Source organism: Ruegeria sp. YKSF131 (genome assembly GCF_059612645.1).
Window position 1 is genome coordinate 29,588 of record NZ_JBXWQZ010000005.1, and the last position, 16,893, is coordinate 46,480.

Annotated in this window: 14 protein-coding genes and 3 pseudogenes; 4 read left to right on the forward strand and 13 right to left on the reverse strand. The window is 61.4% G+C overall.

Annotated features, from left to right (window positions below; all coding sequences use genetic code 11):
• Window positions 1–189: 189 nt before the first annotated feature.
• Both AC2FLZ_RS03300 and AC2FLZ_RS03305 read right to left on the reverse strand, forming a co-directional pair.
• A pseudogene (locus tag AC2FLZ_RS03300) lies at window positions 190–1,096 on the reverse strand (IS3 family transposase); the annotation flags it as partial.
• Window positions 1,097–1,137: 41 nt separating this feature from the next.
• Window positions 1,138–2,460, reverse strand: coding sequence for an IS110 family RNA-guided transposase (locus tag AC2FLZ_RS03305; protein ID WP_496881762.1), 1,323 nt, complete (start codon window positions 2,458–2,460; stop codon window positions 1,138–1,140).
• A 136-nt stretch (window positions 2,461–2,596) separates the two neighbouring features.
• Here AC2FLZ_RS03305 and istA point away from each other — a divergent pair, with 136 nt between their 5' ends.
• The 3 genes and pseudogenes from istA (at window position 2,597) to tnpC (ending at window position 6,583) form a co-directional block, all read left to right on the forward strand.
• The gene (istA, locus tag AC2FLZ_RS03310) at window positions 2,597–4,165 is read left to right on the forward strand and encodes an IS21 family transposase (protein WP_496881763.1); all 1,569 of its coding nucleotides are present in this window, start codon (window positions 2,597–2,599) and stop codon (window positions 4,163–4,165) included.
• Window positions 4,098–4,832 carry an IS21-like element helper ATPase IstB gene (gene istB / locus AC2FLZ_RS03315; RefSeq protein WP_496881764.1) on the forward strand — a complete coding sequence of 245 codons (735 nt, stop codon included), beginning with the start codon at window positions 4,098–4,100 and terminating at the stop codon, window positions 4,830–4,832. The genes istA and istB overlap by 68 nt, the downstream gene beginning before the upstream one ends.
• A 248-nt stretch (window positions 4,833–5,080) precedes the next feature.
• Window positions 5,081–6,583, forward strand: a pseudogene (tnpC, locus tag AC2FLZ_RS03320) (IS66 family transposase).
• Between the two features lie 45 nt (window positions 6,584–6,628).
• Here the strand turns inward: tnpC and AC2FLZ_RS03325 are convergent.
• Window positions 6,629–6,874, reverse strand: a pseudogene (locus AC2FLZ_RS03325) (IS110 family RNA-guided transposase); the annotation flags it as partial.
• Window positions 6,875–7,403: 529 nt separating this feature from the next.
• Between AC2FLZ_RS03325 and AC2FLZ_RS03330 the strand changes: the two are divergent.
• Complete coding sequence (locus AC2FLZ_RS03330) at window positions 7,404–8,414, forward strand: LysR family transcriptional regulator (protein WP_496881765.1); 1,011 nt, start codon at window positions 7,404–7,406, stop codon at window positions 8,412–8,414.
• On the opposite strand, the gene AC2FLZ_RS03335 is transcribed toward AC2FLZ_RS03330, so the two are convergent.
• The 10 genes from AC2FLZ_RS03335 to AC2FLZ_RS03380 are packed head-to-tail and all read right to left on the reverse strand — an operon-like array spanning window position 8,356 to window position 16,881.
• On the reverse strand, window positions 8,356–8,616 hold the full coding sequence (locus AC2FLZ_RS03335; protein ID WP_496881766.1) for a DUF2274 domain-containing protein: 261 nt from the start codon (window positions 8,614–8,616) through the stop codon (window positions 8,356–8,358). The two genes, AC2FLZ_RS03330 and AC2FLZ_RS03335, sit on opposite strands and share 59 nt — an antisense overlap.
• Entirely contained in the window at window positions 8,613–9,827 is a 1,215-nt protein-coding gene (locus AC2FLZ_RS03340; protein ID WP_496881767.1) for a TraB/TrbI/VirB10 family type IV secretion system protein, read from the reverse strand. Before AC2FLZ_RS03340 ends, AC2FLZ_RS03335 begins: the two co-directional genes overlap by 4 nt.
• On the reverse strand, window positions 9,824–10,807 hold the full coding sequence (gene trbG, locus AC2FLZ_RS03345) for a P-type conjugative transfer protein TrbG (RefSeq protein ID WP_496881768.1): 984 nt from the start codon (window positions 10,805–10,807) through the stop codon (window positions 9,824–9,826). The genes AC2FLZ_RS03340 and trbG overlap by 4 nt, the downstream gene beginning before the upstream one ends.
• Window positions 10,804–11,493, reverse strand: a complete 690-nt coding sequence (trbF, locus tag AC2FLZ_RS03350) for a conjugal transfer protein TrbF (protein ID WP_496881769.1) — start codon at window positions 11,491–11,493, stop codon at window positions 10,804–10,806. The genes trbG and trbF overlap by 4 nt, the downstream gene beginning before the upstream one ends.
• Window positions 11,490–12,785: a P-type conjugative transfer protein TrbL gene (gene trbL / locus AC2FLZ_RS03355; RefSeq protein ID WP_496881770.1), complete on the reverse strand. Its 1,296-nt coding sequence runs from the start codon at window positions 12,783–12,785 to the stop codon at window positions 11,490–11,492. Before trbL ends, trbF begins: the two co-directional genes overlap by 4 nt.
• A gap of 3 nt (window positions 12,786–12,788) precedes the next feature.
• Window positions 12,789–13,073, reverse strand: coding sequence for a putative entry exclusion protein TrbK-alt (gene trbK-alt / locus AC2FLZ_RS03360; protein WP_496881771.1), 285 nt, complete (start codon window positions 13,071–13,073; stop codon window positions 12,789–12,791).
• 2 nt (window positions 13,074–13,075) lie between these two features.
• Window positions 13,076–13,840, reverse strand: coding sequence for a P-type conjugative transfer protein TrbJ (trbJ, locus tag AC2FLZ_RS03365; protein WP_496881772.1), 765 nt, complete (start codon window positions 13,838–13,840; stop codon window positions 13,076–13,078).
• On the reverse strand, window positions 13,840–16,293 hold the full coding sequence (gene trbE / locus AC2FLZ_RS03370; protein WP_496881773.1) for a conjugal transfer protein TrbE: 2,454 nt from the start codon (window positions 16,291–16,293) through the stop codon (window positions 13,840–13,842). The genes trbJ and trbE overlap by 1 nt, the downstream gene beginning before the upstream one ends.
• 4 nt (window positions 16,294–16,297) lie before the next feature.
• Window positions 16,298–16,567, reverse strand: coding sequence for a VirB3 family type IV secretion system protein (locus AC2FLZ_RS03375; RefSeq protein ID WP_496881774.1), 270 nt, complete (start codon window positions 16,565–16,567; stop codon window positions 16,298–16,300).
• Window positions 16,567–16,881 carry a TrbC/VirB2 family type IV secretion system protein gene (locus AC2FLZ_RS03380; protein ID WP_496881812.1) on the reverse strand — a complete coding sequence of 105 codons (315 nt, stop codon included), beginning with the start codon at window positions 16,879–16,881 and terminating at the stop codon, window positions 16,567–16,569. The genes AC2FLZ_RS03375 and AC2FLZ_RS03380 overlap by 1 nt, the downstream gene beginning before the upstream one ends.
• Between the last annotated feature and the right edge of the window lie 12 nt (window positions 16,882–16,893).

Sequence of the window (16,893 nt, forward strand, 5' to 3'; positions counted from 1 at the left end):
TTCACGTGGTCGACGGAAGCACAAGAAGGACTGTGGGCCTTTAAGAACAGATCGGGATTGTTCAAGATTTTAGTTGCTCCCTTACCAATACAAAACAAGCAAGGAGAATTCGTGAACCTTTGTCGTTTTTGCAATTGCAATCGTCACCAGACGGAATGTCCGTTGTGTCTTTGAATAACCCTTTGTTTTCTAGATACCCTCGGTCTTCATTTTCTGCTGCCGTGCGAACTCGACGGGTGACAGCATCCCGTTTCTGACATGCTTGCGCCTTGGGTTGTAGAACATCTCGATGTAGCCGAACACATCCTGGCGAGCTTCGGTGCGTGTCTTGTAGGTTCGACGCCGTATCCGCTCCCGCTTGAGCAGGTTGAAGAAGCTCTCGGCGACAGCGCTGTCGTGGCAGTTTCCTCGCTGGCTCATAGAATGTTCCAGATTGTGAGCCCTGAGGAATGACGCCCAGTCCATGCTGGTGAATTGGGAACCCTGATCCGAGTGGATCAGCACTCTGTTCTTCGGCTTTCTCCGCCACACGGCCATGAGCAAAGCCTGCAGGACCACGTCCGTCGTCTGACGGGCTCTGCATCGACCAACCGACGACACGATGAGAGTAGAGGTCGATCACGACCGCCAGATAGGCAAAACCTTCCAGCGTTTTGATGTAGGTTATGTCCGTCACCCAGGCTGTGTCTAGCGCTTCCACGTCGAACTGCCGGTCCAGCGTGTTGTCCACCACCAAGGACGGTTTGCCGCCATAGCTGCCAGGCCGACGCTTGTAGCCGATCTGGGCTTTTGTGCCCGCCAGTGTGGCCAGACGTGCAACGCGGTTCGGACAGCACGTCTCACCTTGATCCAGCAGATCATCGTGGAGCTTGCGATAGCCATAGACTTTGCCACTGTCTTTCTAGGCCTTTCGGAGAAGTGCAGTCTGACGAAGGTCTTCCTTCGTCAGACTGCACAGCGGGTTCTTCGGCCAGGCATAGAAGCCACTCGGTTGGATGCGGAGGCATCGACACATCGCCCGCACCGAAAACAGCGGGTGATGCTCGGCCACGAACGCGTATCTCACTTTGCATCCCTGGCGAAATACGCGGTGGCTTCCTAGGAAACACACTTGGTCGCAGGCATGGGCGCCAGAGATTATCCAGGCGTCTTGGCACGGCGCTGGAGGTTGGCAAGCACGCGACTGCGATGTCGCTCGTCATATGCTGTGGCGCCGGGGTCACGATAGGTCATGCCGAAGCGTAGGGTGTTGTAAAAGAGGACCGCGATCTTGCGAGCAGTCGCGGTGACAGCTTTTTGCTTGCCGATCCGTGCTGCGAGTCGTCGATAGAATGCACCGAGCGCCGTGTCACTTCTTCCTATCGTGACGGCCGCCAAGCGCAGTAGTGCTGCTGCCCGGCTGGAAGATCGGCGCGTCCGCGATGAGAGGAGTTTGCCGCCCGAGACCTTGTTGCCCGGCGCAAGGCAAAGCCAGGATGTGAAGTGCTTGGCACTCGGCCATGCCTGCAGATCCGAGCCACATTCGCCGATCAATTTGAGCGTCAATGAAGGACCGAGACCATGGATTTGGGTCAGGTCAACGCCGAGAACACCGTAAAGCGCAGCGCGAACGTCGAAAGACGGCGCGTTCACTTGCTTGGTCTTCGTCCTCGCCTTCGGCAGAGGTGGCAGCTGATGTTCGGCCCGAACCGTCAAGTCCGAGATGGCCGCCTCTAGCTTTCGGTCACATTCCAGCATCCTGTCCTGATAGAAGTCATAGAGTTCCAAGGATTGGATCAGCGCAAACACGTGCTTGTCGCGGTCATTGCCGACCAACGAAGCCCGGATAGTCTCGATCGAGGAATGACAGCGCACATCGCGGAGTGACGCCAACACATCCGGATCGCGTTCACCCGCCGCTATTGCCCGGATGATTCGCATTCCCGTTGTACCGGTGATATCGGAGACGACGTGATGCAGTTGCAGGTTCATCTCCATCAGGGCCTTCTGCACATGCTGGATATGGGCCGCGGCGTATTCCACCAATCGCTCACGTTGCCACAGATAGGCCCGCAAGGTCGCAATCTCCGCAGCAGGCCTGAAGCTTCCCCGAAGCAGGCCGTAGGAGTGAAGCTGCCGGAGCCATCCAGCATCGCTGACGTCAGTCTTTCGGCCCGGAACGTTCTTGGCGTAGCGGGCATTCACGAGGATCACCTCGAAGCCGTGCTGCTCGAGAATCTCGAAGGCAGGAATCCAGTAGACGCCGGTGGATTCCATTGCGACGCTGGTCACCCCGCAAGAGCGAAACCACTCGGCCAGATTATGTAGATTCTGCGTGAAAGTGCCGAACGCGCGCACTGGCGTGTCGTCACTATCCGGATTCACTGCGGCCATGTGCATGGTCGAACCAATGTCGATTGCCGCAGCGCCCGGATTGACCATCTTCAAAGCTGGCTGGTCGCAGCTGGAAGTCTTCATCATGGCATCTCCTCCGTTCATCCTGGTGTGATTTTCCGTGGAATAGGGACCCTGTTTGAGGGTTGATTTTCGTCCAAATGGGACCCCTCAATTTTGGGTCATGTAATGCCTTCGTTTTCATCGGAGGCATAAGTTTTGGATGTTAGTCGTGGAAACGATTGCGAAGATACGCCGACTGTCACAGGTCCAAGGTAAGTCGATCAAGGCGATCTGCCGTGAGCTTAAGGTGTCCCGGAAAGTGGTGCGCAAAGTGCTGCGGTCGGACGACACGGAATTCCGTTACGAACGCAAGCAGCAGCCCTATCCCCGGATGGGAGCTTGGCGAGAGAAGCTGGATTTGCTGCTGTCGGCGAACGCAGCAAAGCCTCAGCGTGAGCGGCTGACGCTGATCAAGATTTTCGAGGAGCTTCGAGGCCTTGGCTATGATGGCAGCTACAGCTCGGTCTGGCGCCATGCGCGCGATTGGGAAAAGCAACGCGGCAGTGCAGCGGCCGAGGCCTATATTCCGCTGAGCTTTGCGCCCGGTGAGGCGTACCAGTTTGACTGGAGCCATGAGGTCGTGCTGCTGGACGGCGTGACGGTGACCGTGAAGGTTGCGCATATGCGGCTGTGCCATAGCCGCATGTTCTTCATTCGGGCCTATCCACGCGAGAGCCAGGAGATGGTGTTTGACGCCCATGACCGGGCGTTTGCTTTCTTTCGCGGCACCTGCACGCGAGGCATTTACGACAACATGAAGACGGCTGTGGACGCGATCTTCATCGGTAAGGATCGGCGCTACAACCGCCGCTTTGCGCAGATGTGCGGGCATTATCTCGTCGAGCCGCAGGCGTGCACACCGGCATCGGGTTGGGAGAAGGGCCAGGTGGAGAACCAGGTCGGGCTGGTGCGCGCGCGCTTCTTCGCGCCTAGGCTGCGCTTCAAGACACTGGAAGACCTGAACGGCTGGCTCCTCGACAAATGCATCGCCCGGGCCAAGGCGCATTACCATCCCGAACAGGGCGAGCGCACGATCTGGGAAGTGTTCGAGGAGGAACGTGCCAGCTTCATCCCCTATGCCGGTCGCTTCGACGGCTTCCATTGCGTTCCGGCCGCCGTGTCGAAGACCTGCACCGTTCGTTTTGACAACAACAAATACTCAGTGCTCTCGAGCGCCGTCGGCCGTCCGGTCGAGATCCACGCCTATGCTGATCGCATCGTCATCCGCCAGGATGGCGCAATTGTCGGCGAACATGCCCGCTGCTTTGGCCGCAACGAGGTGATCTACGATCCCTGGCATTACGTGCCGGTGCTGGCGCGCAAACCCGGTGGTCTGCGCAATGGCGCGCCGTTCAAGAACTGGGTTTTGCCGTCAGCCATGGAGAAAGTGCGCCGCAAGCTGAAGGGCACCGATGACGGAGACCGGCAAATGGTGTCGATCCTCACCTGCGTGCTGAGCGACGGATTGAATGCGGTCGAGGCGGCCTGTCAGGAGGCGCTCGATCAGGGGGTGTCATCGGCGTCAGTAATCCTCAACATCCTGTCCCGCGGCCGCGACCCTGCACCCGACCCGATCCTTTCCATTCCACAGGCGCTGAAGCTGGCACACGAGCCGATTGCCGATTGCGCCCGCTATGACAGCCTCAGGAGGGCAAACAACCATGCAACGAACCGACGTGCTGGATCTGATGGGAGCGCTGAAGCTCTACGGGATGCGATCAGCTTATGATGAGATCATGGGCGTTGCCATCAAGCGCCAGCACGAGCCGCCGAAGATTGTCGGCGACTTGCTCCAGGCGGAGATATCCGAGAAACAGGCGCGCTCCATCAAATACCAGCTCACCGTCGCCAAGCTGCCACTCGCCAAGGATGTCGATGACTTCGACTTTACCGGCACGCCCGCCAACGAGAGCCTGATCCGCGATCTTGCCAACGGTGCTTTCGTTGCCGATCAGCGCAATGTCGTTCTGGTCGGCGGAACAGGAACCGGAAAGTCACATCTGGCCATCGCCATTGCCCGCTCTCTCATCCGCAACGGCGCACGGGGCCGTTTCTTCAATGTCGTCGATTTGGTCAACAGGCTCGAGACAGAAGCGCGCGCTGGCCGCCAGGGCCGAATTGCCGACCATCTCACTCGTCTTGACTTCGTTGTGCTCGATGAACTCGGCTATCTGCCTTTCGCTCAGGCAGGCGGGCAGCTTCTGTTCCATCTGGTATCGAAGCTCTACGAGCGCACCAGCGTCATCATCACCACCAATCTTGCCTTTGGTGAATGGCCAAGTGTGTTCGGCGATGCAAAGATGACGACCGCGTTGCTTGACCGTCTCACGCATCATTGCGAGATCGTCGAGACAGGCAACGAGAGCTGGCGCTTCAAGAGCCGCTCTCAAAGCTAAAGCCGGAAAGCAAATCAGCCGCGCCCGACCGGGCTGCGCAACCCCGACCAGCTACACCCGGTCGGGCGCTAACTGGCGCGCCTTATGACGGATGGAAAAGGGGTCCCTTTTGCGCGAATAAACAGGGTCCCGATTCCGCGGTTATTGACACCGCAGCGGACGTGGCGGCCTCTGGCGGTTGGAAAATTATCAGCAAATCCAGCCTCATAGGATTCACATCGGCGCGGCGTTCAGCTATTAACCGGGTCATGTTCGACGCACCCAAATCCTTGCCCTCTGACCCTGCCGAACTGCGCGTCGCGGCAGAGGGTCTGGTCGAACTGGCGAAGGCGCAGGCTCTAGAGATTGAGAAGCTGAAGCACCAGCTTTCGGGTCACCAGCGGCACCGTTTCGGGTCGAGATCGGAATCCGCCGACCAACTCAACTTGCAGCTTCGACTTGAAGAAGAGGAAACCGCGGCCGCGTGCACCGCGCCGCCTGAAGAGGTTACGGATCCAGAGCTCAAGCAAAAGCCGAAGCGCAAACCATTGCCACCGTCCTTGCCACGCAACGAGGAAATCCTGAGCCCGGGCGAGACCTGCAAATGCGGCGGTGACCTGCGCACCATCGGTGCGGACGTGACCGAAGAGTTGGAATACATTCCCGGTCGGTTCATCGTGAACCGCATTGTCCGACCCCGGATGGCGTGCAAATGCTGCGACAGGATCGTTCAGGCACCCTTGCCCTCACGCCCGATCGAGCGTGGCCGCCCCGGAGCCGGGCTGCTGACGCATGTGCTGGTCAGCAAATACGCGGATCATTGTCCGTTGTACCGCCAGTCACAAATCTTCGCCCGCGAAGGCATCGACCTCGATCGCTCTACTCTGGCGGGTTGGGTTGGCCAGTCGACAAAGTTGCTGGAACCATTGGCTGACGCGACTGGCCGCCACATTCGAGGGGGTCAGGCCATTTTTGCTGACGATACTCCAATCAAGATGCAGGCCAGAATGAAATGCGCGACGGCCCGGATTTGGACCTATGTGCGCGACGAGCGACCCTGGGGCAGCGGCGATCCACCGGCCGCCTGGTATCGCTTCAGCACCGACCGCGAAGGCAAACATCCCACCGGTCATCTGGACCAGTTCAAGGGCTGGATTCATGCCGATGGCTAAACTGGATTCAATGACCTGTTCGCCAAGGAGGACGTCCACGAGATGGCCTGCATGGCGCATGTGCGCCGCAAGTTTGTCGATATTTTCCAGTCGCAAGGATCACAGATCGCTGAAGAGGCAATCCGGCGCATCGCGCTCCTCTATGCCGTCGAAAAGGCCGCGCGCGGCAAATCGCCCGAAGAACGCGTTGCGTTGCGCCAGAAGGATGCCAAACCGGTTTTCGACGAATTGGAGACCTGGCTCGATGCCCAATTGAACAGGATTTCCGGAAAATCCGACCTCGCCAAAGCCATCCGCTACGCCTTGGGTCGCATGAAGAAAATGCGCGGATATCTGACCAACGGTTTTCTGGAAATCGATAATAATTCAGCCGAGCGTTCAATCCGCTGTGTGGCTCTGGGCCGGAAAAATTATCTCTTCGTTGGCTCCGAAGGTGGCGGCAAGGCTGCAGCTATCGCCTACACCCTGATCGAAACAGCCAAACTCAACGGCATCGACCCGCAAGCCTGGCTCACCTGGGTCCTCGCCCAAATCGCCGACCACAAAATCACACGTCTGGACGAGCTCTTCCCCTGGCGTTACGCTGCTCAAGCAGCGTAACAAATCCGGTCAATCCGCACCAGAGCACCCAGACCAAACGGGTACAGGGCGCACGTACTGAGGAGCGATCAGTCTGACTTCGTGACCCAGCTTGGCCATCTCGCGGGCCCAGTAATGGGCACTGCCGCAGGCTTCCATCACGACCATCGCCGGAACCTGGTCAGCCATGAACCTGCGAAAGTGCTGCCGCGTCAGCTTCCGCCGGAACTTGATCTGTCCAGACATGGAAGCTCCGTGGACCTGAAAAACATTCTTGGCTAGATCGATCCCGATCATCGTCTCTTTGGTCATGCTCGCCTTCCTCTCCACCCATTGGACTTAACCCGACGATCCTCCAATAGAACGCGTCGGGTGGGTAGAGCGGCAACCACTCTATCTATTCATTTCTCAAATAAAGGCGTGCTGATGTCGCGGCTGAGATTCGATATGCGTCGACTGACCGCACCGTGTTAATGCAAGATCGTCAGTCGCCGAACGTACCGATCCAAGACAAGCGGTAGCTTCGAACGCGCGAAGATCATCAAGGGAGGGAACTGTGGATCGCTTCATTGGTGATACTGTATCACCGAAACTGGTCAACTAATTTACCTTTTTATTATTGAATAAATCTTAGATAATCGCCAAACAAGTTGCCATTTTGGTGCAGAACTTAGTTAAATCTCAGTGTGAATGGCGCGATTTGCAAGTTTTCGTCGGTATCGAGAGTTTCTGACGACCGAGGTCAAAAAGTTAAACCTCATTAACGACGGTGATGCGACGTAGAGCACAACTTTCGGGCTTCTGAAGTTCTCTTCCTAAATGATTGGCAAATGTTACGGTTATGGATGCGAATAGTGAACATGTTTGGCCTGAAGCGAACAGGCCCTCTGATAAGAGTGCAGCTAACCTTCGTTCAGAACTGAAGCCTCTGCACCTAAGGCAGTGTAGCCAAATTTGCTTTGGCGACCTAGCGGTGTTGATGACAGTTGCAGAAGCGGGAAGCTTCCGTCGAGCGAGCGCCATTTTGAATATGGGTCAGTCAAGTGTAACGCGCCGAATTCAAAAGCTTGAAGAACTCTTAGGAGCATCTCTGTTCGAACGAAGCCCTGTAGGTGCTCGGCTAACATTTGTGGGTTCGCGCTTCGTGGAGAACGTCCGCGCGATAAGCTGCGATCTTTGTGTGGCAGTTAGAACGGCGCAGTGCGCCGGAGTCAGCTCAAACGGGCAACTACGAATAGGGCTTGTTGCATCGTTATCACGTGGCGCCTTGCGCCAAACCGTTTCAACCTTTACCGAGAAATATCCTGAAGTTGACTTGTACTTCACTGAATCTGACCGGGGCGACCTCCTGACGCGCCTAAGTCATAGAGAACTCGACGTGTTACTTGCAGCTGGATGCCCCTCTGAAAATCTTGGAGATGCGCTGATATTGACGGAGGAACCTATCTACCTGGCATTGTCTGGCACGCACGCGCTTGCGAGCCAACATCGTGTTCTTTGGTCAGATGTCGACAACGCAACCTTTATCGTTAGCACTCTGGAGCCCGGACCAGAGATCCGTGACTACATTCTTCGTCGGGTTAGCGATCTTGGCCGCCAGGCCAAGATCCAACAACATCGACTTGATCGCGAAGGTATTATGAACCTCGTGGGGCTTGGTTTAGGCTTCAGCCTTGTTGCAGAACATTGGTGTGGAGTTGCTTATCCCAACGTTGTGTTTCGTCGGATTGGTGATGATGATGAGCGACTTCCCTTCTCGCTGACCTGGCGTCCGGAAAACGACAATCCCGCGCTTAGACGGTTCCTGAGTCTTGCCCGCGTGCACGCGAAGACGCACGCCGCTCCTTCCTAGCCTTGGCGAACCCGCGATCGGTCGCCATGAACCGCTCGATCATCGGTACGATGAGTTTCACCGGTTCCCTTACTGGCTGTCCGGTCTCACGCCCCAGGACTTCGGCGTAGGCGGTGAGATCACGATGGATGGATGCGGGCAGTTCGACGGTTACCTTTACCGGTTTGTCGTCAGCAAGCGGGCCGAGTTTCAGCTTGGTCATTGATAGCCTCTTTGCGGTTCGAGGATGAGGTCGCGAGTGACGACGACGCGGACGGGGAATCCCGGCCGAATGGTCAGCGTCGGCGGCACGGCGAGTTGACGGCGCACGATCTCGTCACCGGCGCGACCGACAGTGTCCTGTGTACCTTCGCGGATGGCGCGGGCGATATCGCTGTCATCGCTAGCGCCCAGTTCCGCACCGATGTTGAGAACTGTCGCGAGGCCTGCCGCGAGGAATAGTCGGCCCCAGTGGTGATCGACACGATCCTCGAGCCCCGCATAGCCGGCCGGGTCGGCACCCCGCTGGCGTTCGAGGACAATGGAGCGTCCGTTCGGCAGGATCAATCGCGTCCAGACCAAGAGGGCACGCTGCTGACCGAAGGCAACGCGGCTATCATATTCGCCGAGTAGGCGCGAGCCCTGCGGGATCAGGAGATAGCGCCCGCTCGGACTGTCATAGACATGGGAGGTGACCTGGGCGGTGACCTGTCCAGGCAAGTCTGAGCGCAAGCCGGTGATGAGTGCCGCCGGGATCATGGTGCCGGCCTGGATGACATAGGGGCTCGGCGGGCTGGTCAGACGGTCAGCGCTCATCGTGCGCCGATCAACATCGCGCGCCAGGAACGCTTCGAGCCTATCGGTCGCATCGCGCGATGCCGCCTCGGCCGAGACGGGAAAGAGGCTTCCGTTGCTCGACGGCGCTACCGCACCGGGAGGTCGAATGGTGGTGCGCGCGACCGTGTTCGCCTCGGCGAAGAGCTGGCTGAGGCGGGCGGCCTCCTGCTCCTGAAGCCACCGCTGTTCCTCGGGATCGACTGCTGGGCCAGTGGCGGGGACGGCAGGCACGGGCTGGCCGCGTTCCCGGGCGCTCAAGATCGGGCGGCCGAGTTCGCCGGGCAGTGGCGGGCCGAGCTGCGGGATACTGCCATAGTCGCGCGGGAGGCGGGTCAGCCCTTCGGCCTCCTGGACACGCTCGGTCGAGAACAGCTCGTCCGGTCCTTCGATTGCTCCACGGTCTTGCAGCGCGAAGATGAGGATAGCGGCGAGCCCGAGCCCGCCGCCGGTTGCGAGAACCATGATGGCTTTTCGGGACAGACGCATGACGCGGGGTGGATCGGCGCGCAGCCGCAGCTCTTCGGCGATATCGCGTTCGGAACGAGGCTTCGCCGTCTGACCATGCCCGGCCCGGCCTGGTTGGGATTTATCTGTCATCCGGACTCTCCGTTCTGGCGCTGAGGCGCAGCTGGCCTGCGTCGCACGCCATCTGTGCGAACGATGCGGACCGTTTGCTGGTTTCTGCCGCCGAGGCGCAGTTCGGCTGCTGCGAACAGGCGGTCGACGATGAGCACGTTGCGGTGGACACGGGTGTTGGCGATCTCAGTCCCGCCATCGGCGCCGATGACGAAGAGCGGCGGCATGTCGCCCTGCACGATCCCGCGCGGGAAGACGACATAAACCCGGCGGCCATCATCGAACACAGAGCTTGGTCGCCAGGGAGGCCTGTCACCCTCGATGGCGTATCGATGGCGCCGATGGGCGGTCGAGGGAATCTCGGGGCGGGTCACCGCCGGTAGCCGGGTCACACCTGCGACGCGCGGATAGGCCCAGGCGACCGATGGCATGTATGTCTCTTCGTCTGAACGCAGTTCGACGAGATAAGTCCTCCGGTCGGTGTTGATGACGAGATTGGTGGTGATCTCGGGCCGGGTCGGCTTGACCAGGATATGGACGCGCTCGGTGCGCCCGCTGCCGCTGCGGGTGTCCCCGATGATCCAGCGGGCGGTATCGCCGGCGGCAATCGGACCCTCGCCGATCAGCCGTTCGCCGGGCTCCAGAGCGATGTCGGTGATCTGTTCTGGGGCGGCGTAGACCTGGTAGAGCGCACCCTCGCTCCACGGGAAGATCTGGATGGCGTTGTAGTAGCCCTCGCGGCGCGGTTCGACGCGGGCGGCGGCGTTGGCGTTGACGACACGCGCTTCGGGCGTCCGTGCATTCTCGCCGCCGCGTGAGGGAGTCCAGGCCGGCGGCGTATGGACCGGTCGCGGCGGTTGTTCGATGACCTGAGGCGGTGGCGCGGGCAACGATGGCACATCCTCGTCGTAGGTGATCTCAGGCGGCCGGAAGGTGGCGCAGCCCGCGAGAGACAAGCCCATGAAGAGGGCGAGCGGGAGGTTCGGGGTTCTGTGGCTCATTCCTGCATCTCCCGCGACCAGTTGATGGCATGGACGAAGACGCCGAGGGGGTTCTTCCTGATCCGTTCCGCCGTGCGTGGCGGCTGGAGCGCCACGGTCAGGATCGCTGTCCAGCGCTCGGTTGCCGCAAGTTGACCGTTGGCATAGCGACGTTCGATCCAGGCGACGCGGAAACTCGAATTCGATGCCCGGATCACGCTGGAGATTTCGACGGCGACCTGGGTTTCGCCGACCTTGGCGAAGGGATCGTTGACGCGGGCATAGTCATTGAGCGCGAGCGCGCCGCGATCGGTGGCGAAATCATAGGCCCTGAGCCAGTTCTCGCGCAGCACGATTGGGTCCGCTGGCACCTGCCGGACATTCTCGACGAAACGCGCGAGGTGGAAGGCGATCTGCGGATCGGTCGGCCGGTAATCCGCGGTGGCGGGCGCGACGGCCTGCGCAGCGCCGAGACGGTCGACCTCCACCACATAGGGCACGATCGTGCCCTGCGTGGATTGCCAAACGAGCGCCGCGCCAAGCCCGCCGGTCATCAGCAGGCAACCGAAGGCCATCAGTCGCCAGTTCCTCGCCTGAACGCGGGCTGAGCCGATGCGTTCGTCCCAGACCTGGGCCGCCTTCTGGTAGGGGGTAACCGGTTCCGGTGTCTTGCCGTAGTTCACGCTGGGGCGTTTGAAGAGTCTCATGGTTTCTCCGAGAGGCTGACCGACGTCCCGCCGCCGCCATGGTCTCCGGATCGGATCACATGGGCGGTCGTGGCGACGCCGTGGTGGAGGGATTGCTGCCGCTTGAGCTTTTGCGCCCAGGCAGGCGGGCCATCATTGACAGGAGAAGAGGATGTGGTCCCGCCGGTGACAGAGCCGCCGGTCGCGCCGAAGGCGGCGCGCGATCCGGTGTGATAGCTGTCCTTCATGGACTGGCCCATGCGTTGGAGCGGACTTGCGGCGGCGCTCATGCCGGCCTTGCCGACACTAGCCATTCCACCGGCGACGCCTGCCGCACCGCCACCTGCTGCCATATGTCCGACCTTGTAGGCGGTAGACGCACCGCCCGCGATCGAAGCGGCGCCGCGTGCGCCTGCGCCGATAGCGGATGCGGCCATCTTGCCGCCCGCCAGACCACCGACAACCATGCCGCCGGCGGCGAGGCCCGTGCCGACTGCCGCGCCCGCACCGAGTTGTGGGCCGCCGGAAACGATGCCGTTGGCGATACCCGGACCGAAGATGCCGAGCGCGAGCAGCGAGAGTGCTGCGAGAACGATGGCCATGGCGTCCTCGATCGTCGGCTCGCCGGTAAATCCCGCGGTGAAGGTGCCGAAGATGGTCGAGCCGATGCCGACGATGACGGCGAGCACCAGCACCTTGACGCCGGACGAAATGACGAGACCGAGCACACGCTCAGCCATGAAGGCGGTCTTGTTGAAGAGCCCGAAGGGGACGAGGATGAAGCCCGCCAGCGTCGCCAGCTTGAATTCTATCAGCGTCACGAAGAGCTGGATGGCGAGGATGAAGAAGGAGAGCAGTACGATCACCCAGGCGAAGAGCAAGATCGCGATCTGGATGAAATTATCGAAGAAGGAGACGAAGCCCATGAGGTCGCCCACGGACTCAAGAAGTGGCCGTCCGGCCTCGAGCCCGACCTCGGCGATGCGACCTGGCTGCAAAAGCTCACCGGCACTCAGGGAACCACCGGAGGCGATCAACCCCAGCCCGGCAAAGCTCTCGAAGACGATACGGGCGAGCTGATTCCAGTTGCCGATGATATAGGCGAAGATCCCGACGAAGAGCGTCTTCTTGACGAGCCGCGCGATGATGTCGTCGTCCGCGCCCCAGGCCCAGAAGAGCGCGGCCAGCGTGACGTCGATGGCGATGAGCGTGGTCGCGAGGAAGGCGACGTCGCCGCCGAGCAATCCGAAGCCGCTATCGATATAGCGGGTGAAGACATCCAGGAATCGATCGATAACGCCGACGCCACCCATGGCCTATTCCTCCTCCCGGCCAGACCTGGAACCGCCGGGCGCGAAGAAGCGCCGGCGGTTCTCGGCCCAGGCCTCGCGGCAGGCGGTTTCGATCTCAACCTCCTCGACGGCGAGCGCGCGGCAGCGCCGGAGCGCGGCACGCAGCGGATCGTCGGCCGTTTCAGATATCGACGCAGGCATCTTCTCCGGGACGACGGCGTCCCGAAACTCGAAGGCGGCGGCGAGAGCCGCGAGGCCGCCGAGGCCGAAGGCGATGAGCCGCAGGATATGGTCGGGACCGGTAGCCATGGTCAGTTGCCGAACATGCGCACGGTGGTCGGACGGTAGCCGCTGCCATAGTCGAGGAAGCGGTTGAGGTTCTCGCGCGCCTGCGCTTCGGCCGAGGCCACGCGTGCGGCCTCCAGAGCCTGGGCTCGGTTCGAGGCGGCGATCGCGGCAGTGAGATCCGCGATCTGGCTCGACTGCAATGCCAACAACTGGTTGCCCGCCTGGGCCGCCTGCAGGGCGCCGGTCGCGCCCTGGCTGCGGGCGACGAGCGCCTGCATCTGCGAGCGGGCGCCGTCGATGTTGCCGACGACGCCGGCCTGGACGCGGAGCGCGTCCTCGAAGCCGGCGACAGAATTCTCCCACCGCTCGCGCGCATTGCCGACCATCGCGTCGAAATCACCGGACGCGGCGGCCGTCCCATACTGTTCGGTGAAGGCGCGTTCGATGTCGGCGACGTCGTGGGCGATGCGCTGCGCTTCGTTCAGGAGCTGCTGAGTACGCTGTACCGATGCCTGCAACTCGGCCAGCGATGAGTATGGCAGGCTGGCGAGATTGCGCGCTTGATTCATCAGCATCTGCGCCTGGTTCTGCAGCTGAGTGATCTGATTGTTGATCTGTTCCAGAGCGCGGGCGGCCTGGAGGATGTTCTGGGCGTGGTTGGACGGGTCGTAGACGATACGCCACGCGTGCGCTGGCTCGGACATCATAGGTCCGAGCGCGATCGGCGCTGCCAGCAGCGTTGCCGCAAGGAGATTGGCGGGAAGAGAGCGTTTGCGAAGCGGTTTCATTAGGTGTTCTCCTTCGTTTCAGTGGGGATTGTCGGGGTGATGGTGTCGCCGAGCAGTTCGACAGCCCAGTCGAGGCCGCGGCGTCGCAGCCAGGCGGTGGCGAAGCCTGCGCGGCCGTGTTCGGCCTGCGTCTCGGCAATGGCGGCCTGGTCGGATTTCGACGAAGTAGCGGTGAAGGCGAGCGCGACCTCGCCGAGCCCCAGATCGAAGAGCCGGTTGCCGCGCCGGGACTGGCAGTAATAGTCGCGCTTGGGCGTCGCCCTGGCGACGATCTCGATCTGACGGTCGTTGAGCCCGAAACGGTGATAGATGGCGGCGATTTGTGGTTCGAAGGCGCGCTCGTTGGGCAGGAAGATGCGCGTCGGGCAGCTTTCGACGATCGCGGGTGCGATGTTCGATCCGTCGATGTCGGCGAGAGACTGGGTGGCGAAGATCACGCTCGCATTCTTCTTGCGGAGCGTCTTCAGCCATTCGCGGAGCTGGCCGCCGAAGGTCTGGTCATCGAGCGCCAGCCAACCCTCGTCGACGATGATGAGGCTGGGCCGTCCGTCGAGTCTGCCTTCGATACGGTGAAACAAATAGGCGAGCACGGCTGGCGTTGCGGCAGACCCGATCAACCCCTCGGTTTCGAAGGCCTGAACATCGGCTGTGCCGAGTTCTTCTCGTTCCGCATCGAGCAGACAGCCGAACGGACCGCCCAGGCAGTAGGGCGCGAGCGCGCGTTTGAGTTCATTCGATTGCAGCAAGACAGACAGTCCGGTCAGGGTCCGCTCTTCGACCGGTGCGGAAGCGAGCGAGGTCAGCGCCGACCAGAGATGGTCGCGGGCGGTCGGGTCGATGGAAACGCCCTCGCGGGCAAGCAGCCCGGCCAACCAGTCCTGCGCCCAGGCACATTCGGCCGCGTCATCGATGCGCGCGAGAGGCTGGAGCTGGACGGCGGCTTCGTCCTCGGAGAGGGCGAGACCGAGATCCTCCCAGTCTCCGCCCATTGCAATAGTGGCGCAGCGGATCGAGCCGCCGAAGTCGAAGGCGAAGATCTGTGAGCCGTCATAGCGGCGGAACTGGAGGGCCATCAGCGCCAGCAGGACCGACTTGCCCGATCCGGTCGGTCCGACGATCAGCGTGTGGCCGACGTCACCGACATGGGTGGAGAAGCGGAACGGGGTCGCGCCTTCCGTCTCGGCATAGAAGAGCGGTGGGCCGTCCAGATGATCGTTGCGCGCTGGCCCAGCCCAGATGGCGGAGATCGGAACCATGTGGGCGAGGTTGAGTGTCGAGACCGGCGGCTGGCGGACATTGGCGTAGAGGTGACCGGGCAATGAGCCAAGCCAGGCCTCGATCGCGTTGAGGGTCTCAGGGATAGCCGTGAAATCGCGGCCCTGGACGATCTTCTCCGCAGCCTTGAGTTTCGCGTCAGCGGCGCGTTCGTCCTCGTCCCAGACCGTGATCGTTGCGGTGACATAGGCGGCGCCCACCATGTCGGTCCCGAGTTCCTGCAGCGCTTCGTCTGCGTCGGCCGCCTTGTTGGCGGCGTCGGAGTCCAGAAGTGTCGAGGCCTCGTTAGTCATCACCTCCTTGAGGATCGCCGCGACGGACTTCCTCTTGGCGAACCATTGGCGGCGAATACGCGTGAAGAGCTTTGTAGCGTCGGTCTTGTCGAGGCAGATCGCGCGCGTCGCCCACCGATATTCGAAGGCCTGCCCGTTCAATTCATCGAGCAGTCCAGGCCAGGTCGCGGTCGGGAAACCGACGATGGAGAGCGTCTTGATGTAGGCGTCTCCAAGCCGGGGCGCGAGGCCACCGATGAGTGCGGTGTCAGCGAGAAGCGCATCGAGATGCATCGGCGTTTCGGGTACGCGCACACGCTGGCGACGCGACGAGATCGTCGAATGGAGATATGTGAGCGTCTCGGCATCGGAGAGCCAGGCCGCTTCGGGCATGAAGCCGTCGAAGAGATCGAGCAGGCGGTCGGTGCGTGAGACGAAGCTTGCGACATGCTCGCGCGGATCGATACCGGTCTCGGCCGCACCCTCATAAAGCCATTGCCCAGCGCGGCTCGCCTCGTCGGCGGGCGGCATCCAGACGAGCGTCAGGAAATACTGACTCTCGAAGTGAGAACCGGCTTCCTCGAACTGCGCACGGCGCTCCGCATCCACCAGTGCCGAGACGGGATCGGGGAATTGGGACAAGGGATAGGCGCGCGCCGGGACGCGCTGTGCCTCGACGAAGACCGCCCAACCGGAACCGAGCCGTCTCAGCGCATTGTTGAGTCGACCGGCCGTCGCAACCAACTCCGCGGGTGTCGCGGAATCGAGGTCGGGACCGCGGAACCGCGCCGTGCGTTGGAGGCCGCCGTCCTTGTTGAGCACGACGCCCTCGTCGATCAGTGCCGCCCAGGGCAGATAATCGGCAAGCAAGGCCGTCCTGGAGCGATATTCGGCGAGCCGCATCATCGTCTCAAACTCCCAGCCAGGTCGGGTAGCGCAGGTGGCGCCGCGCGACGGCGACGATCTGTGCATCGCGCTTCGTGGCCCAGACTGCGAGGAGATGGCCGATCAGCCAGAAGAGGATGCCGACGAGCCACAAGCGCAGACCCAGCCCGACGGCGGCGGCGAGCGTGCCGTTGGCAATGGCGACCGCGCGTGGTGCGCCGCCGAGTAGGATCGGCTCGCTCAGCGCGCGATGCACGGGCGCGTAGAAACCCGGAATGTCGTCGCCGTCGCGCATCACACCAGCACCCCGCCGCCGAAGGAGAAGAAGGAGAGGAAGAAGCTCGACGCGGCGAACGCGATGGAGAGGCCGAAGACGATCTGCACGAGCCGCCGGAACCCGCCCGAGGTGTCGCCGAAAGCGAGTGTCAGGCCGGTGATGATAATGATGATGACGGCGACGATCTTGGCGACCGGTCCCTCGATCGATTCGAGGATCGATTGCAGCGGCGCTTCCCACGGCATGCCGGACCCTGCCGCATGTGCGGGTTCAGCTGCGATAACAAGGCCGAGGGCGAGAGCGCCGGCGATCTGCGGCCAGCGCGGGTGGATGGGCAATAGACG